At 40.9% G+C, this 22,140-nt stretch carries 26 protein-coding genes and 2 pseudogenes; 22 read left to right on the top strand and 6 right to left on the bottom strand.

Going from position 1 to position 22,140, the window contains the following annotated elements; all coding sequences use genetic code 11:
• Positions 1-48: 48 nt before the first annotated feature.
• The 4 genes from GSR62_RS08520 to GSR62_RS08505 form a co-directional block, all read right to left on the bottom strand.
• Positions 49-1,443, bottom strand: a complete 1,395-nt coding sequence (locus tag GSR62_RS08520; RefSeq protein ID WP_066023626.1) for a glycoside hydrolase family 32 protein — start codon at positions 1,441-1,443, stop codon at positions 49-51.
• A gap of 16 nt (positions 1,444-1,459) precedes the next feature.
• Positions 1,460-2,737, bottom strand: a complete 1,278-nt coding sequence (locus GSR62_RS08515) for an MFS transporter (protein WP_066023625.1) — start codon at positions 2,735-2,737, stop codon at positions 1,460-1,462.
• Between the two features lie 179 nt (positions 2,738-2,916).
• The gene (locus GSR62_RS08510) at positions 2,917-3,480 is read right to left on the bottom strand and encodes a GNAT family N-acetyltransferase (RefSeq protein WP_010688366.1); all 564 of its coding nucleotides are present in this window, start codon (positions 3,478-3,480) and stop codon (positions 2,917-2,919) included.
• A complete protein-coding gene (locus GSR62_RS08505; protein ID WP_066023624.1) occupies positions 3,477-4,085 on the bottom strand; it encodes a sugar O-acetyltransferase in 609 nt (202 codons plus the stop codon). The genes GSR62_RS08510 and GSR62_RS08505 overlap by 4 nt, the downstream gene beginning before the upstream one ends.
• Positions 4,086-4,501: 416 nt before the next feature.
• Between GSR62_RS08505 and GSR62_RS08500 the strand changes: the two genes are divergently transcribed.
• The 4 genes from GSR62_RS08500 to GSR62_RS08485 all read left to right on the top strand — a co-directional run bounded on the left by GSR62_RS08500 (position 4,502) and on the right by GSR62_RS08485 (position 8,232).
• The gene (locus GSR62_RS08500) at positions 4,502-5,803 is read left to right on the top strand and encodes an MFS transporter (RefSeq protein WP_066023623.1); all 1,302 of its coding nucleotides are present in this window, start codon (positions 4,502-4,504) and stop codon (positions 5,801-5,803) included.
• Between the two features lie 190 nt (positions 5,804-5,993).
• Positions 5,994-7,139, top strand: a complete 1,146-nt coding sequence (locus tag GSR62_RS08495) for a DUF3114 domain-containing protein (RefSeq protein ID WP_066023622.1) — start codon at positions 5,994-5,996, stop codon at positions 7,137-7,139.
• A gap of 24 nt (positions 7,140-7,163) precedes the next feature.
• Positions 7,164-7,520: a PadR family transcriptional regulator gene (locus GSR62_RS08490; RefSeq protein ID WP_066023621.1), complete on the top strand. Its 357-nt coding sequence runs from the start codon at positions 7,164-7,166 to the stop codon at positions 7,518-7,520.
• A gap of 19 nt (positions 7,521-7,539) precedes the next feature.
• Positions 7,540-8,232, top strand: coding sequence for a DUF1129 domain-containing protein (locus GSR62_RS08485; protein WP_066023620.1), 693 nt, complete (start codon positions 7,540-7,542; stop codon positions 8,230-8,232).
• 70 nt (positions 8,233-8,302) lie between these two features.
• Here the strand turns inward: GSR62_RS08485 and GSR62_RS08480 are convergent, their stop codons facing one another.
• On the bottom strand, positions 8,303-9,052 hold the full coding sequence (locus GSR62_RS08480; protein ID WP_066023619.1) for a macro domain-containing protein: 750 nt from the start codon (positions 9,050-9,052) through the stop codon (positions 8,303-8,305).
• A 246-nt stretch (positions 9,053-9,298) separates the two neighbouring features.
• On the opposite strand from GSR62_RS08480, the gene GSR62_RS09625 reads away from it, so the two are divergent.
• The 12 genes and pseudogenes from GSR62_RS09625 to GSR62_RS08420 all read left to right on the top strand — a co-directional run bounded on the left by GSR62_RS09625 (position 9,299) and on the right by GSR62_RS08420 (position 16,460).
• Positions 9,299-9,592, top strand: a complete 294-nt coding sequence (locus tag GSR62_RS09625; protein ID WP_272951758.1) for a response regulator — start codon at positions 9,299-9,301, stop codon at positions 9,590-9,592.
• A gap of 91 nt (positions 9,593-9,683) precedes the next feature.
• Positions 9,684-10,292 carry a metallophosphoesterase family protein gene (locus GSR62_RS08470; protein ID WP_066023618.1) on the top strand — a complete coding sequence of 203 codons (609 nt, stop codon included), beginning with the start codon at positions 9,684-9,686 and terminating at the stop codon, positions 10,290-10,292.
• Entirely contained in the window at positions 10,289-11,095 is an 807-nt protein-coding gene (locus GSR62_RS08465; RefSeq protein ID WP_066023617.1) for an alpha/beta hydrolase, read from the top strand. The genes GSR62_RS08470 and GSR62_RS08465 overlap by 4 nt, the downstream gene beginning before the upstream one ends.
• A 3-nt stretch (positions 11,096-11,098) precedes the next feature.
• Positions 11,099-11,725 carry an HAD family hydrolase gene (locus tag GSR62_RS08460; protein WP_066023616.1) on the top strand — a complete coding sequence of 209 codons (627 nt, stop codon included), beginning with the start codon at positions 11,099-11,101 and terminating at the stop codon, positions 11,723-11,725.
• A gap of 64 nt (positions 11,726-11,789) precedes the next feature.
• Positions 11,790-11,975 (top strand): annotated as a pseudogene (locus GSR62_RS08455) (nucleoside transporter C-terminal domain-containing protein); the annotation flags it as partial.
• A gap of 22 nt (positions 11,976-11,997) precedes the next feature.
• Positions 11,998-12,936, top strand: coding sequence for a pyrimidine-specific ribonucleoside hydrolase RihA (gene rihA, locus GSR62_RS08450; RefSeq protein WP_066023614.1), 939 nt, complete (start codon positions 11,998-12,000; stop codon positions 12,934-12,936).
• 213 nt (positions 12,937-13,149) lie between these two features.
• Complete coding sequence (locus GSR62_RS08445) at positions 13,150-13,683, top strand: PfkB family carbohydrate kinase (RefSeq protein ID WP_066023613.1); 534 nt, start codon at positions 13,150-13,152, stop codon at positions 13,681-13,683.
• On the top strand, positions 13,635-13,910 hold the full coding sequence (locus GSR62_RS08440; RefSeq protein ID WP_066023612.1) for a hypothetical protein: 276 nt from the start codon (positions 13,635-13,637) through the stop codon (positions 13,908-13,910). The genes GSR62_RS08445 and GSR62_RS08440 overlap by 49 nt, the downstream gene beginning before the upstream one ends.
• Positions 13,911-13,975: 65 nt before the next feature.
• Positions 13,976-14,302, top strand: coding sequence for a hypothetical protein (locus tag GSR62_RS08435; protein WP_136344415.1), 327 nt, complete (start codon positions 13,976-13,978; stop codon positions 14,300-14,302).
• Between the two features lie 486 nt (positions 14,303-14,788).
• Positions 14,789-15,607 (top strand): sugar-phosphatase, encoded by an 819-nt coding sequence (yidA, locus tag GSR62_RS08430; RefSeq protein ID WP_066023609.1) that lies wholly within the window; start codon positions 14,789-14,791, stop codon positions 15,605-15,607.
• A gap of 251 nt (positions 15,608-15,858) precedes the next feature.
• On the top strand, positions 15,859-16,116 hold the full coding sequence (locus GSR62_RS08425; RefSeq protein WP_066023608.1) for a hypothetical protein: 258 nt from the start codon (positions 15,859-15,861) through the stop codon (positions 16,114-16,116).
• Complete coding sequence (locus GSR62_RS08420; protein ID WP_066023607.1) at positions 16,116-16,460, top strand: hypothetical protein; 345 nt, start codon at positions 16,116-16,118, stop codon at positions 16,458-16,460. The genes GSR62_RS08425 and GSR62_RS08420 overlap by 1 nt, the downstream gene beginning before the upstream one ends.
• Before the next feature lie 482 nt (positions 16,461-16,942).
• Here the strand turns inward: GSR62_RS08420 and GSR62_RS08410 are convergent, their stop codons facing one another.
• Positions 16,943-17,704 (bottom strand): DeoR/GlpR family DNA-binding transcription regulator, encoded by a 762-nt coding sequence (locus GSR62_RS08410; RefSeq protein WP_066023606.1) that lies wholly within the window; start codon positions 17,702-17,704, stop codon positions 16,943-16,945.
• Positions 17,705-17,865: 161 nt separating this feature from the next.
• Between GSR62_RS08410 and GSR62_RS08405 the strand changes: the two genes are divergently transcribed.
• From GSR62_RS08405 to GSR62_RS08380, 6 genes and pseudogenes are all read left to right on the top strand, one after another.
• A complete protein-coding gene (locus tag GSR62_RS08405) occupies positions 17,866-18,336 on the top strand; it encodes a PTS sugar transporter subunit IIA (protein ID WP_066023605.1) in 471 nt (156 codons plus the stop codon).
• A gap of 15 nt (positions 18,337-18,351) precedes the next feature.
• Positions 18,352-18,663 carry a PTS sugar transporter subunit IIB gene (locus GSR62_RS08400; protein ID WP_066023604.1) on the top strand — a complete coding sequence of 104 codons (312 nt, stop codon included), beginning with the start codon at positions 18,352-18,354 and terminating at the stop codon, positions 18,661-18,663.
• A gap of 14 nt (positions 18,664-18,677) precedes the next feature.
• A pseudogene (locus tag GSR62_RS08395) lies at positions 18,678-20,206 on the top strand (PTS galactitol transporter subunit IIC).
• Positions 20,207-20,434 carry a hypothetical protein gene (locus GSR62_RS08390; protein WP_066023603.1) on the top strand — a complete coding sequence of 76 codons (228 nt, stop codon included), beginning with the start codon at positions 20,207-20,209 and terminating at the stop codon, positions 20,432-20,434.
• On the top strand, positions 20,431-21,144 hold the full coding sequence (locus GSR62_RS08385) for a class II aldolase/adducin family protein (RefSeq protein ID WP_066023602.1): 714 nt from the start codon (positions 20,431-20,433) through the stop codon (positions 21,142-21,144). The genes GSR62_RS08390 and GSR62_RS08385 overlap by 4 nt, the downstream gene beginning before the upstream one ends.
• A 434-nt stretch (positions 21,145-21,578) precedes the next feature.
• Positions 21,579-22,139 carry an SLATT domain-containing protein gene (locus tag GSR62_RS08380; RefSeq protein ID WP_161517665.1) on the top strand — a complete coding sequence of 187 codons (561 nt, stop codon included), beginning with the start codon at positions 21,579-21,581 and terminating at the stop codon, positions 22,137-22,139.
• The last annotated feature ends 1 nt before the right edge of the window (position 22,140 follow it).

Genomic DNA, 22,140 nt, shown 5'->3' with positions numbered 1-22,140 from the left:
GTGTTCAACAGTACTTGGACTGTTGAACACGTCTCACTAGATAGCTTATTATTCAAATGTGATCGCTTGACCGTCTAAGCGATAAACTTGTGTCAAACATTGAGCTTTTGCAGTGAGCCAAACCTGTGGCGCATTATCAAAGTAGAAACGCTCAGTAAAGACAGTTTCACCGTCATTGATGAAGATCTCAAGTGAACTAGTATCGATGAAGATCTGTAGTTTGAGCTCAGAATTAGGCTTGATCGAAGCATAGCGGGCATCACCATTTAGGAGTGTAAAAGTATGTGTCGCTTGATCAAAAGTGAGCTTGACTTGTTTATCTTGATCAGTAAAGGCGAGCTCGAATGCTTGATCTGTTGTAAGGGTCAGATCGATCTCAGCTTGATGTTCATTTTCGCAGAGCAAAGTTTTTTCAGTTACCTGTTTGTTCCAAGCAGAAATTTCTGCGGTCCGTAATTGAACTGCTTCTTTAACAGGACGCATATAGAGCTGGTCATCTTTTAGCTCTAATTCACGTAGTAAAGTCAGAGCACCTGCCCAACCATCAGCTTTTTCCGGAAATCTACTCTCCCACATATCCATCCAACCAAAAACCAGCCGTCGACCATCGGGAGCCAGTGTTGTTTGGGTCGCATAAAAATCATGACCGTGATCTAACTCGGTGAAACCGCCGTGTTCAAAAGTATTAGTGGAGTAGTCGAAATTCCCGACAAAATAACCTGTTTGGAATAAGTTGAGATATTTTTGGCCTTGTGCTTCGATCCCTTGGGGTGAAAGTAAGAGGATATCTTTACCAGCTAATTCAAAGAAATCAGGGCATTCCCACATAAAGCCTTCTGTGGTCAAACCGTTAGCTTTTGCGATCTCACCTAAATATTGCCAATCTTTGAGATCATCAGAACGATAGATGATCGCCCGTCCAACACCATATTTTCCTTGGCTACCTAAGATCATGTAGTATTTGCCATCTTTTTCCCAAACTTTAGGATCACGGAAATGGTGGGTGTTATCCTCAGGAGCGCTTGCAATGATCGGATTATTTTCATATTTGGTAAAATTGATCCCATCTGTGCTGTAAGCTAGATTTTGATTTTGCCAGAAATGATCTGGATCACCATCATCATAATAATGATGACCAGTATAGATCAGATACAAGACGTCATCTTTGACGATCGCACTGCCAGAAAAGCAACCATCTTCATCGGCTTTGGTGTCAGGGGCAAGCGCGATCGGAAGACTTTCCCAGTGCACGAGGTCTTTACTGCGGGCATGTCCCCAATGCATTGGACCCCAGTCAGCGGAGTAGGGATGGTATTGGTAAAAAATGTGATAATAGCCCTTGTAATAACAAAAACCATTTGGGTCATTGATCCAACCAGCTGGGGCACTGACATGATAACCTAAGCGATAGCGGTCGTTGTTTAATTTGATCATTTGTTTCATAAAAATTCTCCTTTAGTTATTTTTCTAGTGGCTGTCCGTTAACAAATTCGTTGTCTTTTTTGATGATAAAGAAACCGTAGATACCAGTGATCAAGACGATGAGGGCGATGATCTTAAATGTCATGCTGTAGCCCATCGAATCACGCAAGATCCCTAGTGGTGTTGATAAGATAATTTGCCCAACTTGAGCTGCGATCTGAAATCCGATCATATATAAAGTTGCCGATAATTTAGTATCAAAATGCAAGGTAAAGTAACGAAAGATCGAAAGAACAAAGAGTGGAACTTCGAGTGAGTGGAGCATTTTGACACCAGAGATCGCGATCGGATCAGTGATAAAACCGCAAAGACCGATACGCAAACACATGATGGCCGTTCCTAAAAGTAAAGTTTTTCGGACACCGATCTTTTTCATAAGGATCGGCACTAGACCAAGTATCAATGCTTCAATGAAAACTTGGATACTATTCAAAGTTCCGTATGTCTGTTGGCCTACTTCGGCAGAAGAAAAGAGGCTGGTGTAAAATTCAGGGAACATTTGCTGATCGAAAACGTTATAGAAAGTCCAAGAAAACATTACAAAAAAGATGATCTGCCAAAGGACAGGCAACTTGAGCAACCCAAACATATCCTTTAATTTAGGGGTAGAGTTATCTGATTTTAGCTCATCGATTGCTTTTAAAGCATCGCGTTCTTCTTTAGGTTTCCAAAACAGCAGGTCTAAAAGCAAGAAAAGCCCGATCAAGGAACCGCCGATGAAGTTGAGGTTTGGATCTTTGACAAAGATAAACCCGGCAATCAGCGCGGAAACAGCGTAACCAAATGAGCCCCATGCCCGTGATTGGCCATAAGCAAAACCAAAGACGCGCGAAAAACGTTCAGTAGTCGCTTCTAAGACCCCGACAGCTGAGAGGTAAGCTGCCGACAAGAAGAGTGCTCCGAGCCATGCACCTAGCATAAAGTGACTTTGAAGCAAGGGAGCATAAACAAAGATGAAAAATGGAGCGATCAAAGTTGCCAGAATAGCATTAAAGATCAATAAGTGCCGTTTGATGAATAATTTATCCTGGATCGTGCCATAGATGAACATTAGAACCAAGCTGGCGACTGAGTTGATCGAAAAGATAGTCCCAACTTCGCTACCTGAGAGGCCTAAACCATTTGACTTAGAAGTTAACCAAAGTTGGAAAAAGCTCCACCAGATGCCCCATGAAGCAAAGAATAAAAACATGGTGCTCGAACTTTGGAGATACGATGGATTTTTTAAATTACCGAGTTTATGTTGCCAATTCATTAAATTTCACCTTCCCAAATTAGAATCAAAAAAATTTCAACCGGTTGACATTTTTTGTGTTAGCGCTTTCTTTCTATAATTTAGTTATATCATTTATTTCCTCTTTGTGTCAACCGGTTAACATAAATTTAAAAAATAAATAGCCTGACCCTGAAGAAATAGCAAAGTCAGGCGTAATTTTAATGGGGAGTGGACGCCGTATATTCAGCCTGAGTGATCATCCAAAGGTTGGTATCGAGCATCCCAGCGGCTGAAGGTAAATAGTTTGGTAAAGTCCCGATACATTTCAGCCCGATCTTTTCAAGGACACGGGCACTTTGCGGATTAGATGTGAGCTGGTAAGCTTGGATGTATTTTAGGTCTAAGTGTTGAAAGGCTAGCTCTAGCAGTGCTTGGGCAGCTTCGGGAGCTAGGCCTTGGCCCCAAAATTTACGATTGAGAACATAGCCGATCTCAGCACCATGTGGGGTCAGATCCATTAAGCTGATCGTCCCAATAAATTTATTTGTTTGCCGATGAATGATCCCAAATCGACCTAAAGGAGCCACCATGAAGTGATCAGCGATAGCTTTTTGAGTGTCAGCTAAAGTTTGGTGTTGCTCAAAACTAACATATTCGATCACTTTAGGATCGCTCGCATATTCAAACATATCAGCGGCATCACTTAACTGAATTGGCCGAAGCGTCAGCCGACTGGTTTCAAGCGTTGCATATTTTGCTAAAGGTAGATTCAAAGATGTCATGTTAACTCCTCCCATTTTATTTGGCGGTCTTTAAAGTAATATTTACGGTCATATTCATTTAGCGGACGCAATATCTTACAAGGATCGCCGACTGCAACTACATTGGCGGGGAGATCTTTAGTGACGACACTCCCAGCGCCGACTACCGTGTTATCACCGATCGTAATGCCGGGTAAAACGACGACTCCAGCTCCTAACCAGCAATTTTTTCCGATATGGATCGCTTGATTATGTTGGTAGCCTGCTTGTCTGAGTTCGGGTAAGATCGGGTGCCCGGCTGTTGCTAAAGTCACGTTGGGGCCAAACATTGTATGATCTCCAACATGGATATAAGTATCATCGACCACAGTTAAATTAAAATTAGCGTAGATATGATCACCAAAGTAACAATGGTTACCTCCAAAATTAGCATGAAAAGGTGGTTCGATATAGCAATTTGGTCCGATCTTGCCAAACATTTTTTGTAATAGTTCACGGCGCTTTTTTTGTTCACGGGGGCGCGTCTGATTGAAATCGTAGAGCAATTCTAGGCAGGCGGTTTGTTCGGCTACGATCGTCTCATCGGTAGGTAGATATAGTTCGCCGGTATGCAATTTTCCACGCATACCACCACTTCCTTTCAAAATAATTTTTATAAAGTATACGCTATCAAAAAGCGGGAAACAAGCGTTTTAGCTGTTATTTCTAAAATTTTAATTAATATTCTTGTTGTCTTTTAATTTATTGTGTGATAAACTTTGGCTTATCAAATTTAAGTGAGGCGAAAAAAGATGAGAACAATGGCTAAACGATCTCAAACCAACAACAGTATTATTATTATTCGGATCATTTCTTAGGTGGTGCGGATAGTTTAGCTAGTCTGCATCACAGCTGGTGCAGACAGGAAGTCTCGATCTTTTAGGCGCGACAACTGTTTGACGAAAATAGTTGCCGCGCCTTTTTTGTAGCTTAAATTTCAAAGGAGGGCCGAAAATCGAGTAGTTATAGTGTAGTAGATACATAAGTAAAGGGGACGATAGAAATGGAAACAAAATTACAGGAAACAGCAGTTGTTAGAAGTTCAGTCAAGACGGTGATCTTAGCTTCGATGATCGGGACAGCGGTCGAATTTTTTGATTTTTATGCTTACGGGACAGCTGCAGCTGCGTACTTTCCCAAGGTCTTTTTCCCACAGATGACACCACTATTGGCAACGGTCTTGAGTTTATTGACTTTTGGTGTTGCTTTTGTGGCACGCCCAGTCGGCTCATTTTTATTCGGGCATTTTGGCGATAGCTTGGGTCGCAAGAAGACCTTAGTATTATCGATGCTAGTCATGGGAGGTGCAACGATCGCGATCGGCTTTTTACCGGGTTATCACAGTGTTGGAGTTTGGGGTGCGTTACTCTTATGCGCTTGTCGTTTTGTCCAAGGGATCGGGCTTGGCGGTGAGTGGTCAGGGGCAGTTTTAGTAGCAACAGAAAACGCACCAGCTGATAAACGCGCTTTATACGGAGCATTCCCAGAAGTTGGTGCTCCACTGGGATTTTTCTTGTGTAATGGTTTATTTTTTGTACTTGAAAAATTATTGACGCCACAGCAGATGTTAGCTTTTGGCTGGCGCGTACCATTTTTAGTTTCTGCGGTATTGGTAGTGATCGGGTTATATGTACGTCATCATTTGCAAGAGACACCGTTATTCCAAATGGCACAAGAAAATGACACCACGACTAAGACGCCACTTAAGGAACTCTTTTCCTGCTATTGGAAAGATATCGTTAAAGGAACATTTATCATGGGTGGGACTTATGCGATGTTTTACACTTTGAAGACTTGGTCTTTAGCATATGCGACGACAGCGTTGGGCTTTAGCCATTCGGAAATGTTGTTGTTTTTGATGGGAGCGATCGTTGAATTTGCAGTCTTGATCATGACGACTTCGATGTTAGCGGATAAAGTTGGACGTAAAAAGGTATTATTGACAGCTACAGTTGGCTTAGTTGGTTTTTCGTTAGTCTTCCCGTATTTTTTAAGTGGTCAACACAATGTTTTAGGGATGTTTCTCTTCTTAAGTGTTGGCTTTGTCATCATGGGAACACTGTATGGCCCAGTTGGTGCGGTCTTACCAGAGCTTTTCCCGACCAAAGTTCGTTACTCAGGTGCGGGGATCACGTATAATTTAGCAGCGGTAGTAGGTGCTGCCGTAGCTCCATCAGTAACGACTTGGCTGATCGCACGTTTTGGTCTCCACGCAGCGGGATTATATATGTTCGTCCTAGCAGTAGCTTCAGTTATCGCTTGGTTGACAACTAAGGAAACTAAGGATGTGGATTATACTAAATAGAGTGTTTGCCTGCACGGGTAGCTCCGTATAAATAATGGTGTCCTACTTATGATGCGTATTTTGCGTCATAAGTAGGACATTGTTATTTTCTAGGAGTTGCTTTTTCTCACACGTTTTTGCAAAATAAGTCATTTGCGTGAAAAGAAAGTTATTTTCATGGTATTGTTACTTAAAAAGCGAAAGGAATACGATGGAGATGATGACGTTAGAACAGCAATTGTCAAATTTAGCTAAAGAAGGTTGGGATAAGCGCAGTTTACGCTATTACCGGCGAAACTATTTCAAACAAGCTGCTAGCTCACCGATAGATTGTTGGCAAGAGATCCATGAAGTTGGGACCCCACTATATACTAAAATGTTGCAGCGCTCTTGGTTGCCAGCACGCTTGAAAATTCAGTTAGTGTTGAATCATTTGGGAACATATGTAGATGAACATAACTTTTTACAGCTTGCTCCAACAGCTAAATATCATATTTGGGCTGACCTCGCACCGTTAGCTGAATTTAATGTGCTTTTTAGAGCTTTAGTCTTGCAATTATATGGAAAAGCACCTAAGAATAGCCGACCGTTAGTACAAGAAAATTCTGATTTTACTCGACGCTTAAATCTTTTCCGGGGTTATATCGATCGGCAAGCCATCAGTTATTTACGTCAAACATATCCGGTTTTGCCCAATGATTTTTGGCGTTTAGCCGTTTATGCCAAGCAATGTGGCGTGGAGCTGGATTTTGAAACGGGGGCAAATTATCACAATCGCCACTTAGCTGAACAAAGTGATTTTGTACCAGAAAATATGAAGGTACAACTAGCTAAAAACTCGAGCTATGGGTATTTTTCGCGTTTCAACGATGCACGAATGGTAGAATTTATCATCAATGTCGATACGTTGGAGTTTGTCAGTCAGTGGAATGTGATCAAGCAGGAAAAAACAGGAAAATTTTGTTCAGATCCTGAAAAATACACCGTTTCAGAATTGCGAGCATTGGCAGATACTGAATCTTTTAATTATGGGATCCCACATGGAAAAGGGCGTGTGCCGTGGCGCTATCGCTATTCACATGGCAATCTTGATGGTGTTAATCCGCTTGAATCTGATCTGCGGAAACGGGCGAAAAAGTTCTGGCATGCAGATGGTGATGCTAAAAAAGAGGCAAACGGTTACGGAGATCTAGTAAATAGTAATGGTATCGCTGACATTTTATGCTGGCAAAATGTTTCACGTGAAAACCGCTTAGCACTATATCGGAACTACACCAGTTGGTTATATCAGACAAAGCGCACATCTACAGGGATATTTCGCTATTATGCTTTACATAGTAGTGGAGAAAATATATAATTGGGGCGTAGGAGGGTGAAGCTGATGAATAATTCACAACTGTTGAAAGGAACGTTGGAAGGCTGTGTCTTATTAGTGATCAGCCAACAAGAAGTTTATGGCTATGAATTAGTTACCAAGCTACAGAATTTAGGCTTTTTTGATCTCAGTGCAGGGACGGTCTATCCTCTTTTACAAAAACTAGAAAGGCAAGGCTATTTAGAAAGTCAGTTACGTACGTCAAATGAGGGACCAAAGCGAAAGTATTATCACTTAACTACTAGTGGCCAAATGCAGACCCAAAATTTTATTACTGATTGGCAACAACTTACAGCGACAGTGACAGCGGTCATCGAACAGATAGGGGGAAATATGGATGGAGCTATTGAGCGAATAAAATAACCATTTACGTGAAAAGTTAATGCCTGAGAATCGAAAATATTACGAAAAGCTTTTGTTATATTTACGGGCCAAAGGTAAAGACGAGGTAGTAACAGAAGAAATATTGTTAGAGATCTTGCAGGATATGCTCGAAGCGCAGGCGGAAGGGCAAACAGCACAACAATATTTTGGCGCTGATCCTAAGATGGCAGCCGATGAACTACTAACTGAGATAAATGCTGATAAGCAAACGAACTTAAAAGAAAAGTTGAGTCTGAGTGTATTCATCTTTTGTTTGCTAACATTATTAGCATTTATGCATACCGAGATCGATCTTGTCGAATATGTTATTGAGATAGTTGGGATGGTCATTTTACTCAACATCATACTTACTTTGCTAGGCAATGATGTTTTCAACCGTGTCCCGTGGCGTAGCTATTTGGGCACGGGTGTAGCATTCATGATCTATTTAGGGGTATTGCTATTGAGTGATCATTTTACGCCAAAAACTTTGATCTATCCCCTTGGCCCTACGATACTGTGGGGGATCGGGCTGTTATTTGTGATTTATCTAGGACTATATTTTAAGTGGCCTGATTACTTTCGTAGTGGGCTTTTCTACATTGTAGCTTTAGCTTTTGCGGCTACGTTGGTGCATTTACCGCTCACAAGTAACATTTTTCAAACACTTTGGGGCCAAGTGAGTTTAATGGTGGTGTTTGCACTGATCTGATAAGTAGTCACTGAGTGTTGATACAACAAAAGAGGAGATGAGACTCATAGAGTTTCATCTCCTTTTTTGGCTAGTTATTTAATAAATAGTGGTAAAGATTATGATCGATGTCTTTATAAGGGCAAAAAATGATTTTTACTTCAGGATGTTTAGCATGAAAGCTTTCAGTGACATCGAGTGCGATCTGAGCAGCTAATGGGCTGGGGAAATTTTTATGTCCAGTCCCTAGACTGCAAAAAGCTATCGAGCGGAGGTTATTTTCTAGCGCTAATGTCAAAGTAGCCTCATAGCAAGCAGCTAGCTGTTGTTGGAGTTGTAAGGTCGGTTCGCCCGTAACTTTAGGTGCTAAGGCATGAATGATGTGTTGGGCTGGTAGGTGGTGCCCAGCAGTGATCCGAGCTTGGCCAGGTTTTAGGTACGTGTGTTGCATCACCAAAGCACATTCTTCGCGCAACCGACTCCCGGCTAGAACGTGGATCTCATTGTCCAAACAGATATGTTCTGGTTCAAAGCAGCCAAGCATTTGGTCTGAAGCAGAATTGACGATCGCATCGACTTTCAATCGTGTTAGATCACCTTTGGCCAAATATATTCCCGGTCTATATTCGGTTAGATCGCTGAGTTCAACGTAGCCACGCTTTTGCCAGATGAGATCTAATAGTTGATCTTCTTGTTGTAAGTAATGTTTGGGTAAGTCTCCTGGCTGGCGTCTAGTCACAAGTTGACGCCAGTAGGCAAATTGGGCTGAGACATCAGTTGGAAAAGGCCCGGTTGGTGCAAGTTTAGTGATCAATTCGGGTAAGAGTTCGGTAATTTGCATAAAATATATTCGCTTCCGTTACAGATTGGCGGTCCTTTGTTGTTTCAAGCCGTCACTTCATTATAGAAAAATTTTTAAGAATTTTACAGTGGATAGGTCTGAGCTTTTTGAGAATAGATTTCTTGTATTAAGGTAAGAAAGTGATTCAAAGTGAGTTGACCTTGCATAAATAATGATCCCCTATGATGCAAAATGCAACACGCATCATAGGGGGATCATTATTTAATAGGAGTTGTGTTACCGTTGATGGACGGTTTTACCCTGATCGAAAAGTTACGCCAAAAAGGAAATATCGTTCCCGTCTTGATCTTGACGGCTAAAGACTCCCTAGCCAATCGGGTCAAGGGCTTAGATATCGGGGCGGACGATTATTTGGTGCGACCCTTTGAATTTGAAGAATTACTAGCGCGGATCCGGGCCTTGCTTCGGCGAAAAAAGCGGGAAGTTTTAAGTGATACGGTCCAGCTTAAGGATGTGACCATCAATATTGCTAAAAAACAGGTCAAAAGAGCTGAGAAAATGATCAAGCTGACCGCTTAAGCGGGGATCAGGCTACGTTATCGAAGAAGCGTGACTTTGGTTTTGCGCTAGCTACCTAAGACGGTTATACTAAGTTTTGGGGGGTGAAGTGATGATATTTGTAACTTCAGATACGCATTTTTTTGATGAACATTTGTTAGGGATCACGGATTTTGCGGTCCGTCCTTTTTTGTTAGCCTCAATGATGAATGAAGCGATCATTGAAAATTGGAATAAAGTGGTCGATCCAAGCGATACGGTCTATCATTTAGGTGATATCGCCGTGCATTTTATCCGGCCGGAAAGAAAGGCCCAGCAAGGCGTTTATGATGTTTTAAAACGTTTGAATGGCAATTTAGTGTTGATCAAGGGAAATCATGATAATCGAGCTTTATTTAAATATTTAGCCAAACACAATTATGAGGTCAACGGCAAGCCTAAGTTTACTTTCCATGACGTAGGTGCCTTGATCAAATACGATCACCGCCAATACTACCTGACACACTATCCACTGATGCTTGGTATCGCACCAAAGATCATCAACTTACACGGCCATATCCATCACTATGCCGTCAATGCTAAGGAAAATATCAATGTTGGAGTGGATTCACCAGAATTTGATTATCTAACAACTAAACCTGAATTTGGCCAGCCACTTTCAATGGCACAAGTTGAAGTGATCGTTGAAGCTAAAAAGGATGATTATTTAAAGAGACGATGAAAAAGATACTAAAAATATTATTGGGCCTCGTGGCGTGCTTGCTATTTGGCATGCAGACTGCCCAAGCTAAAGAAAATATCCCGACGCTTTTTGTTCACGGTTGGGGCAGTAGTTACCGCGCCGAGGAGCACATGGTCAAGGCAGCCGTCAAAGCTAAAGTGACTAATACCATTGTGCGCATTGATGTCGATATTTACGGGCAGGCCCACTTAGTTGGGAATTTACCTAAAAATGCCAAGGATCCATTGGTCGAGATCAATTTTGAAAATAACAAGAATGTCAATGCGATGATGGAAGCGCAATATTTAAAAGCAGCCGTTGAGCTTTTACAGACTAAGTATAAATTTAAAAAGCTAAACTTTGTCGGACATTCGATGGGTAATTCGGCGATCTTATTTTATTTGCGCGATAACGCTGGTGATCCTAATTTACCCAAATTAAATAAGCAAGTAGCCTTAGCAGCTTTTCCTAACGGGTTAGTCGACCAAATGCCTGCTGATGTGACGCTTGATCAAGCGGGCAGACCCAATGTCACAGCGGGGGATTTTGAGAATTTTTTAGTTTTACGTGAGACCTATCCAGCAGGGGCAAAGGTGTTGAATATTTATGGTGATGTCTTGGATGGAAGTGAGTCTGATGGACCAGTACCAGTCAAGTCGGCACAAACCTTGCGCTATTTAGTCAGTCCACGCGCTAAAAGTTATCAAGAAAAAGAGATCCGTGGTAAAATGGGGCAACACAGTAAGTTGCACAATAATTCACAAGTTGATCGCGCCTTGATCAAGTTTCTATGGGGGAAATAATAGATGGAAAATTATATGTTTGATTTTGATGGAACTTTGGTTGATTCAGGGGAGACTGCGGTTCTAGCGACTCAAGCGACATTTAAAGATTTTGGGCTCCCTTTGCCAAGTAGTGACCAGATCCGGGGCTACATGGGGATCCCGATCGAAAAGTCATTTCCACTGATGGGGGCTAAGACTGAGCTACCAGCGATGTTTACCGGCTTTCGGGAGCATTATCAGGCACTGGAAGCTAGTCAGGTCAAGTTATATCCGGGGATCAAGGAAGTTTTAGCTAAGTTGAAAGATAATGGTAAAAAGATCTATGCGGTCTCTAGTAAGCACAGTGAAGCACTACGACGCAATTTAGAGCTTTTGCAGATCGCTACCTACTTCGATGATCTAGTCGGATCAGACCAAGTAGAAAATTATAAACCCGCTCCAGATGGGATCGATGTCTTGTTGGAGCGCTATGGACTTGATCCAAAGCAATCAGTCATGATCGGGGATGCGATCTATGACATCCAAATGGGACATGCAGCAGGAGTCAAAACGGCGGGCGTTCACTGGGGAGCCTTTGATTGGGAGGCTGTCTTGGAACAAAAGCCAACTTTTGCGCTCACAGAAGTCCAACAACTGGGTGAAATCTAAAAATATTAAAAAGCCTTCCGCTTCATTTAGAGAAGTTGGAAGGCTTTTTAAGCGATCATTTAATAATACGATCGTTTCAGCCTATTTGGTCTCATTTGCTAACTTTGGCACGGTCGGGATCATCACTGGTTCATTAAAAGCGATCAGTGAAAAGCAAGGTGCTTATGTAGCCAAGTTCTCAATGAAACTTTTACTTGGGGCGACCTTAGCATCTGTCTTGACGGGAACGATCGTCGGGCTGTATTTTTAAAGTATGAAAGGACGTGGTGATTTTGACGAAAAAAATTATCTTGGATTGTGATCCAGGGCATGATGATGCTTTAGCACTATTGTTAGCAGTAGCTTCTCCAGAAATCGAATTGAAAGCGGTGACAACATCAGCTGGGAATCAGACACCCGAAAAGACTTTGAATAATGCAATGCGGACTTTACAATTATTAGGGCAAACCCAGATCCCCGTGGCTGGTGGCAACCAGACGCCACTAGTCAAAGAATTGGAAACAGCAGGCAATGTTCATGGTGAATCCGGTCTGGATGGGGCTGAGCTACCGACACCGACATTTGAAGTTCAGCCAATGACCGCGATCGAATTGATGGCGAAAGTTTTACGGGAAAGTGATGAAAAGGTGACTTTAGTGGTAACGGGTCCGATGACCAATGCTGCCTTATTCTTGCGCGTCTATCCTGATCTGGCTAAGGAAAAATTAGCGCAGATCGTCTTTATGGGTGGCGCCATGGGACTTGGTAATTGGACACCATCAGTCGAGTTTAATATTTTTGTTGATCCTGAAGCCACCAAGATCGTATTAAATGCGGGGATCCCATTGGTGATGGCACCGTTAAATGTGACTCATCAAGCACAGATCTTAGAAGATGAGATCAAACAAGTAGGCCAGATCGATAATGAAGTAGCCAAAGCCTTTCATGGGTTACTGGAGTTCTTTGGAATTTACCATAAAGATCCTAAATGGGGCTTTGATGGCGCACCTTTACATGATCCATGTACGATCGCTTGGTTGATCGATGAGACGCTGTTTGAAACCAAGAAAATGAACGTGGATGTTGAAACAACGGGTGAATTGACTCGCGGTGAGACGGTTTGTGATTACTATGAGTTGACGGGTAAAGAAAAGAATACGGAAGTCATGTTAGGGATCGATCGGCCAAGATTTATCCAACTTATCATGGATTCATTGCGCTCATTTGGGTGAGTAAATCAGGTTGTGAAGTTAGAGACACCACCTTTTTTGCGCACTGTAATGAAGTCGTGCTCCGAATTGCAACTCCTAGGAAATAACAATATCTCATCCACGAGGCAAAAAGCGCCTCCTGACTGAGATACCGTTATTTCTACGGAGTTTACCGCAATTCTTTACACTGTAATGGTATAATTGAGCTAATGACATTAACGGAGGAGATTTATTTTGGCAACTAAGCGGGAACAAGAAATTTTAGCACTGATCAAGCAAGATTCCTTGATCACGCAGGCACAATTGGCTGAAAAAACCGGAACGACGCGCTCAAATATCGGATCGCATATCTCTAACTTGATCAAAGAAGGCTTGATCGTTGGTCGGGGTTATGTCTTTCCAGCGGAAAATGAAGTAACTGTGATCGGAGCTGTCAATTTAGACGTATTGGGGGCTGCCAAAGCCCAAGTAAGTACTACAGGATCGACTCCGGGCCGAGTATATTCATTTATCGGAGGGATGGGCCGTAATATTGCTACGAACTTGGATAATCTAGGGCTCAAGACAAAGTTGATCACGGTGTATGGAAATGATACTAACGGTGATCTGTTCCAAGCTGAAGCCCAAAATAATGAGTTAGACCTAAGTGATGCTTTGCGGGTCGAACGTCCGACGGCTACGTATGTGTATTTAAATGATGTCGATGGTCGCCGGATAAATTGCAGTCATGGGGCTGTGAACGTGTCTGTGTCTATGTCGATAGTCTAGGGATCTATTATCAAATACCGACGGCAGCTAAATTTGTCGCCTACCATAAGGCAAAATTAGTCAACACAAACGGTGCTGGCGCAGCGATCATGGCGACTAGTGTCTACGCTAAATTGCAGGCCAAAGATCTTGACCAAACACTAGCTTTGATGCAAAGCGCCGATGCACTTACAGCTCAAGTCATTGAGGCTGTGACACCTAAATTAAGTGAGATCATTGCAGAGTAGAAGATATATGGGAGAGTTGGATCAAGGCTACTAGTGAAGGGCTTGGGTCCGCTGAAGCTTACACATTGGATCTGGTTGAAGGATATATGGAAATAATTGAGGGCGAGAGTTTAGTTGATGATAAACCAACTATCACTAAAGTTACTATTTCAAATGGTCAATTTGAACAAATCAATACTGTTTTAGATAGGTTAGAGATAGATAAATTTCAAGAATACTATATCTTTCCTGGAGTATGTGATGGTACACAATGGTCATTTACTGCTTATTTAGCTAGTGGCAAAATCCTAGAGACAAGTGGGAGTAACGCTTGGCCAGAAGGTTTTGAAGAATTTATTCGTTTATTTAAAACTGTTAGGGAAGATAAAGAACTTTGTGAAGAAGATGATTGAAATATATTTTATGTTGCTTCATAAGGTAGTGGCATATTGATGAGAACACAAAATAATATATGGGGGAATATTTATGGATGGATCGATCGAAAAAAGCTCAATTACAAAATCGAAAAAAAACTGCAAAAAGTGTCCTTTCAGATGCAGGGTCATCACCAGATAATATGGAATTTGTGGATAAAAAGTGGGTATGACAGATCTAGTTTCATTGAGCAAAAGTATTCCAAGTGTTACGGTAGATAATGAAAAAACACTGACAGATTTTCTATACGATGATGGGGGATATTAAATGGATCCGTGCTCTATGTTGGGTGCTAGCGGTAATAATGGTGGGGAGGACGTTCTGCAAAAATGGGGATTCAACTGCTAAGATATGCCTAAAACTAATTGAGATCAAAGAATTAGTCCAAAAGTATCATTATGTATTAGTTGGTAGCGCTTTAGTGTAGAATAGAGACAGATGCAATAGAAGGTAGGAATATTGTTATGGATATTAAACTGATCGCGATCGATATTGATGGGACTTTGGTCAATTCTAAAGGGAAGCTAACGCCAAAAGTCAAAGAAACTATCAAACAAGCGACTGCTCAAGGGATCAAAGTCGTCATTTGCACAGGACGTCCGTTAGCAGGAGTGACTGATCTATTAGCCCAGCTAGATCTAGCGGACCAAGATGACCAATATGTAGTTTGTTTTGGTGGGGCAGTCGTTGAGACCACGAGTGGTAAGCTGATCTTCCAAAAAGGGATCAGCTACGACGATTTTGTCGATTTAGAAGCGATCGCTCGCAAATTAAATTTGCATTTCCAAGTGATCAATACCGAGCGGATCTATACGTGTAACAAGGATATTGGCTATTACACACTCTACGAAGCAAACTTGGTGTCGATGCCGGTCTCGTATCGGACGCCCGAAGAAATGCGCGAGATCCCGCTTGTTAAAGCTATGTATATCGAAGATGCTGAAATTCTTGACCCTGCGATCGCCAAGCAGGAATATTTTGAACCTGTCAAAGATCGCTTAGACTTGATGAAGACAGCACAATTTTATTACGAAGCCTATGCAAAAGGCGTCAATAAGGGTAATGCACTTGTTAAATTGTGTGAGATCCTTGATTTGACGGCAGATAATGTGATGGCGATCGGGGATGAGGAAAATGATATCTCAATGCTCAAATTTGCAGGTACAGGTGTTGCAATGGGGAATGCGATCCCAGCGGTCAAAGAAGTTGCCACACACCATACCGTGGATAACGACCATGATGGAGTAGCCCAAGCAATCATGGAATTAGCACTGAAAAAATAACGATAAATAGAGGACTTAGACCTATGCTGAACGGTGTAGGTCTATTTTTGTTGTGCAAATTATAAAAAACATCGGATATTAGTGAGTCTTAGTGTGGATGAAACTTTATCTCAAACCAAAGATCTGGTCTAACTCTTTGAGTCACCAGTGAGCCAATTCGATACTGCATTAGGTTACGCTGATTATATTCAAAAACGCTAAAGCAAAGATCACCGTAAAAATCATATGAACAGCAGCAAGAAGAGCTTGCCATGCTCGACCACAAGTTGGATCAAATCTATTATGAGATAGCTGATGTGACCTATCAGTGTTTACGCCAAAATGATGCCGAGCCACAGGAACTTTCCAAAGTGGAACGGTTGCATGCAAGCTTAGCCGAAACTGCGCGTGATGATTATCGAACAAATCGCCAAAAATTAGAGCTTGAATGGGAAGAATATCGTGTGGACGATCGGAGACACCAGGATAAATTAGAGGCGGAATTTTTGCAGCAAAGAAGGCGGTCATGATGAACACTTTAGCTATCCAAATGGCACTTCAGACCCAGACTCAGCTGGTATACAAAGGAACTTTGGCCAATGATCATACGGTGGTCGCGACTGCGTTAAAACAGATCAAAAAATTAGTGCAACGTTTGATGATATTGGAAACTGTAGCTCCAAGCAAGCTAGCTAAGAAAGATACGCTTCTTGAAAAAGGGATGACTGAGCTCGATTCATATATCAATGAGATACAAGAAAATATTACCCATGACATTGAGATCTTGCCTGAAGCGATCGAAGGCGAGCTGGCCAAAGCTGTGAGCAAGTCGGCCAAGCAGATCTGCCGGGAATTTAGGGAAATAGCTTATTAAATTTTACCGTAGCAGCTTGATTGGAATTATATTATACTTGATAGTTTTGGAAAGTTTATTATTGAAATTTGAACGAATGAATATGATCATAAGAAACAAAGGGCTTATGTTCATATCTATGTCCATGGAGAAGAAGTGGGGCTATGTTTTTAGATGGTACAATTGAAGTCTAGTGACTATAAGAAAATATCTGCTCATGTTCAAGCGAATGCTAAACGTTACCAAGCTATGTGGGATGAATTTCAAGGAAGTGAATATTAAGAAGATATGAAGAAATATTCAGTAAAAGGCGAATTTCGTTAAATGCGAGAATTCGCCTTTTATCGTAATTTTATAAAAATAACGATAAAGAGTTAGAGGCTAAGGAAGTAAATCATTTCTAGTCATACTAGTGGACAAAAGATGGGGAGTCTGTAATATGAGTTTCTTTTTTTTAAGAACTTGATAATACTCTGAATTGTCCCAAATAAAATTACTAACATTCAGTACACTACCTGCACATCGCTATTTTTGCACAGTTTCAAGAACGTGGTATCAGGTTTTTGATCGGTAATGATGATATCCAGTTTGTGGATCGGGACCATCTTGATGAAATCAGTGTCTTGGCGAAACTTAGTGTGATCAACTAATAGAATGGATAGATCAGCATTTTTGAGCATATTTTGCTTGCAACGGGTCTGTTCCATGTCCGCCATGAAGACACCTTTTTCACTGATCGAATTGCAGGAGAAAAAAGCCATACGCGCGTGAAAATTAGCAAGATACTTGATGGTGTCGTCACCTAAAAATGAATTAGAATAAGGTTTAAGGGCGCCTCCAGCCAAAAAGATATGTAGACTGGCTTGGAGACGGCCTTTTTCAGCGATTGCTAAATTATTAGTGATGATCTTAATGTTGGTTTGGTCGTTCAAATGTTCAAGAATATATTGGCAAGTCGTTGAAGTATCAATGAAGATCGCATCACTGCTGTTGATAAACTTGGAGGCAAAATAACCGATCTTATTCTTTTCCTCAGCATTTTGGGCTTCACGGTAAGTCGTGGTAAATTCAATATTATTCTTCTTCAAGAGCGTCACAAAGCCAAATGTCCGCCGAACCATACCGGATTTTTCCAATTCTATCAGATCACGGCGCAGTGTTGAAGTTGACGTACCCATCAACTCCTCTAACCGTTTGATGTGGATATGCTGGTTTTCTTCAAGAACTGCTAATAATTTTTCGAGTCGCCGTTGCTGTTTTTTCATCGTTACTTACCTCTTTGAATAAATTCTGAACCTTTGAACAATATAATAAAACTTTTTTGAATGTTTGTCATATATTTAATAACATTTATTTTTTGAAGTGTTTTAGTACTATAATTAAATTGTAAATAAATGAAATCGGTTTATCGAGGAGGTAGAAGTTTATGCCAGTTGATTATCATGCGATGTTGCATCCAGAACTTATTTTTTTAGATCTTACTGCTGAAAGTGAGACTCAATTATTTGAACAAGTAGGCAAGCGTCTGCAGAAATTAGGGTATGTTAAGGAAAGTTATGCTGGGGCCCTAGAAAAACGCGAACAGGAATTTCCGACTGGATTAGTAACAAAATACTTACCAGTAGCATTGCCACATACTGATCCTGAACATGTAAACCAGGCCTTCATCTGTATGGTCAAAAATGAAAAGTTATTAGATGTGTTGCAGATGGGGTTAAACAAACCAATGCAAGCCCAGTACTTCTTCTTTCTGGGGATCACCGATTCCAAAAATCAAGTGATCTTACTCCAAAAGTTCATGAAGTTGCTACAAGATCAAGAGTTTGTGGCTGGTTTGACTAGTATTAGTGCAGAAAATGAAATGTTTGAATTTTTACAACGTGAATTTGATAAATAATGGGAGGAATCTAAAATGGCAAAAATCGTCGTAGCATGTGGTAGTGGTGTCGCAACTTCAGAAACAGTTGTTGGGTTGATCAAAGGTTTCTTAGATGATCATAATATCAGCGGAGTCGAAGTCGAAGCTACTGATTTTAAAGGCTTGGCAAGCGTGTTACCAAAATATGATATTTATGTTTGGATCGCCAAACCAACACAAGAGATCCAAGATATTTGTGATAACCACGGAATCGTTGATGTTAATGGAGTCAATATTTTGACAGGGAATAATGCTGAAGATTCATTTAGAAAGATCATTTGGGCATTGCAACAAATGGCAAGTTGAAAGAGGTGAGCTAAATGGAAGTCTTAAAAGAGATCGTCAATTTCGTCTTGAATTTAGGTGGTCCTGTGTTTGTGCCACTTATCATGTTGATCATTGCGCTAGTCGCAGGTTTGTCGTTTAAGAAATCATTTATTGCAGCGATCACCTTGGGCGTGGCCTTTTCGGGGATGAATCTAGTTGTTAACTATATGCAAGAGATCATTGCACCAGCTGGGAAGGCGATGTCTAAAGCGCTGGGAGTGACCCTAAATGCAGTCGATGCCGGTTGGACCGGTGTGGCAGCGATCACGTGGTCATATAAAGTAGCTTTTCTCTTTTTCCCGTTGTTATTAGCGATCAATTTTGTGATGTTGACCTTCAACTGGACTAAAACGCTCAATGTTGATATGTGGAATGTTTGGAACAAGATTTTTACCTATGTTATCGTGTATTACTTTACCAATAATATGTTTTTAGGCTTTATTGTCGCTTCGATCCAGATCATCTTTGAACTCAAGATCGGTGATGTTTGGCAACGCCACATTGAAGATATGACAGGGATGGAAGGAGTAACGGTCCCACATTTCATTACGCTATTTGCCGTTATCCTTAATCCGATAAATAAATTATTAGATTACATTCCGATCTTCAACAAACCATTGATTCGGAAGCTATTCAAAAGAAAATCGGTATCTTCGGGGAAAATAAAGTTATGGGCTTTATCATTGGGATCTTGTTAGGTTTTGGTGCAGGTTATGGATTATCAAAATCATTGATGCTAGCGATCCAAGCTGCAACTGCGATGACGCTGTTCCCAATGATCTCTAAATTATTCATGGAGGCTTTGAACCCGATCGCAGATGCTATGAGTAATTTTATGAAAAAGCATTTCAAAGATCGTCAAGTCTACATTGGTTTAGATTGGCCGATCTTAGCCGGACGCAGTGAATTTTGGGTGACCGTTATCGTTTTAGTGCCAGTTGAACTACTCTTTGCAATCATCTTACCAAATAATAATATCCTACCATTTGCGGGTATCATCAATCTTTCCTTTGCCGTAGCTGCCTTGCTTTTGACTGGGGCTAACCTTTTGCGAATGATCGTTTTAGGGATCATTTCAACTCCGATCTTCTTGTATGGTGGGACGTACTTTGCGCCAATGATCACTAAATTAGCAGTTCAGACCGGGAGCTTTAAAGTTCCAGCCGGACAACAACTATCCTGGTCAACGATCGAAGGCCCCGATTTTCGTTTGCTCTTTGGTCAAGCCTTTGCCGGACAATGGTGGGCAGTAGTAGCTGCAGTTATTTGGACAGTGCTGTTTATTTGGTTGTATAAAGACCAACAAAAGATCGCTTTGCCAAGTAAACGCTATGCGACGCTAGCAGGTGTTACAACAACTAGCACAGTTGCACCAAAGGCAAGCGCAAACTACCAAGACATTGATCTGAACGCTTTAGATGGGATGCATATTGGTGATAAAAAGAAGGTCAACGATTATCAAAATATTGATCTAAATGCCTTAGATGGGATGAACTTTAGTCAGAAAAAGAAGGTGAAATAGATGTTATCGTCAAAGGGATTTTGGTCACTATGTTTATTATTAGCGGTAAGTTTATTTTTAGCTAGTCTGATCAAGCAGGATCTGTGGTTATTACTAGCGGCTGGAAGCCTTGCGACCGTAACGTATTTCATAGGTGATGACGTATTATTTGCAGAATATAACAAGAAACGTGAAGCTAAACGAGCACGTTTGCAAAAAGCATTTGATGATAGGAGGAAAATGCGATGACAGAGACATTTTTATTTGAAGCAGAGCGGCGTGATATGGCACGGGTCGCACGAAAGATGTTTGAGCGGAAAATGACTAACGTAGCTGGGGGAAATATTTCCCAGAAAATAACCGCCCCTGAGGATGTTGAATATGGTCATGTTAAGATCAAAAAAGGGCATGATTATATGATAATGACGCCAACGTTTATGTCAGAAGCTTGGTTTGGCGAACTCGAAGCCAGTCAGATCTTAGTAGTGGACTTAGAAACAGGGCAACAGATCGATGGTTCAGGGCGCCTGACCCGTGAAGTGAATATGCACCAAGAGGCCTATCAAGCCAATAAGAATATCAAGGTCGTCTATCATTCGCATGCACCTAAATCAATGTTTTGGGCTACGATCGGACGTGATATGCCAAATGTAACTGAGGTAACGAGCCACGATCTAGACTTAGGTGAGATCAAATGTTTACCGTATCGCCCAGCTTGTTCTAAAGAATTGGCAGATATGGTCCATGAACACTTGCTGGCCTTAGGGAATAAAGCTGCCAATAACATCTTCTTGCTGGATAGCCATGGGGTACTGATCACCACTGATGACTTGCATCATGCAACCTGTATCTTGGAAACAGTCGAATGGAATGCCGAGATCGCATATAAGGAAGCAGTATTCCAGGGTCTGGGACTGTTGCAGGGATATCGGTCTAAAGGTGTGGCTGTGGAAGGATAAGAAAAACTGCGCTAACTTCGGATGAAGTGGCGCAGTTTTTTGTGCTCTTTTTCTACCATTTTTCAAGAATTCCAAGGAATATATCGAAGAAAAAGTATCAATTACATGCTTATGTATGGTAGAAATAGTGTTCTTTTATTAGTGAAATATTTCTAGACGATGAAATATATTTGAAGATATGAAGGTAATAAATTGCTTCAATCTTTAATAAGGTTCAATCAACCGAACGAATGTTTGTGGGGGGTGAGGATATGGTATAATATTCGGCGATAAGTATTTCACTATGCAAGGGAATACGTGCAGATATTTAGAGGAATATTTATTGCAAGCTGGCAGTTTGGTGGTGGGGTCAGTAGATTTTTTATCTTTAGAAAAATAAACTCCACAAGTGAAATTTAGACTTAATAACTTATGTTAAGGAAATGATGCAAGGTATGGCTAATTTAGAAGAAAAAAGTATATTAGAAGATAATATCAGATATTCATATATGAGTGTTGTTTGGTCGCATAAAATTCAAGAAAAACAGTCGGATATTTTAGCGGGGGAATATAAAAAATTAGAAATTGTTAGATTAATCTGTAATGCGTTAACTTCTGTAGGGTTGATATCGTTGATTTTCACAGATCAATTTTTGATTAAATTCGTAGCGACAATGATTTCATTTGTAATTACGCTTAGTAGCATGCATTTTAAGTCTTTCGATACTCAAAATTCAATAATAAATCATAAAAAAGCAGCAAATGAATTATTAGGCATCAGAGATAAGCTTAGGATATTGCTTGTTAAAGTAAAATTAGAAAGTAAAGATGATTTTGAACTGTTAAGTGAATATGAATATTTTATAAAACAATTAGATCAAATCTATAGGGAAGCCCCAAGTACGACCGATAAAGCTGTAAAAAAGGCATCAAAAGCTTTAAAAATTAATGGAGACAATAGCTTTTCGACTGAGGAGATTGATGCAAATTTACCAGAATCATTAAGGAGGAAATAGA

Source organism: Ligilactobacillus animalis (genome assembly GCF_009933595.1).
Taxonomy (GTDB): domain Bacteria; phylum Bacillota; class Bacilli; order Lactobacillales; family Lactobacillaceae; genus Ligilactobacillus; species Ligilactobacillus animalis.
The sequence above is the reverse complement of the archived record's forward strand: the minus strand, read 5'-3'. Positions and strand labels throughout refer to the sequence as shown.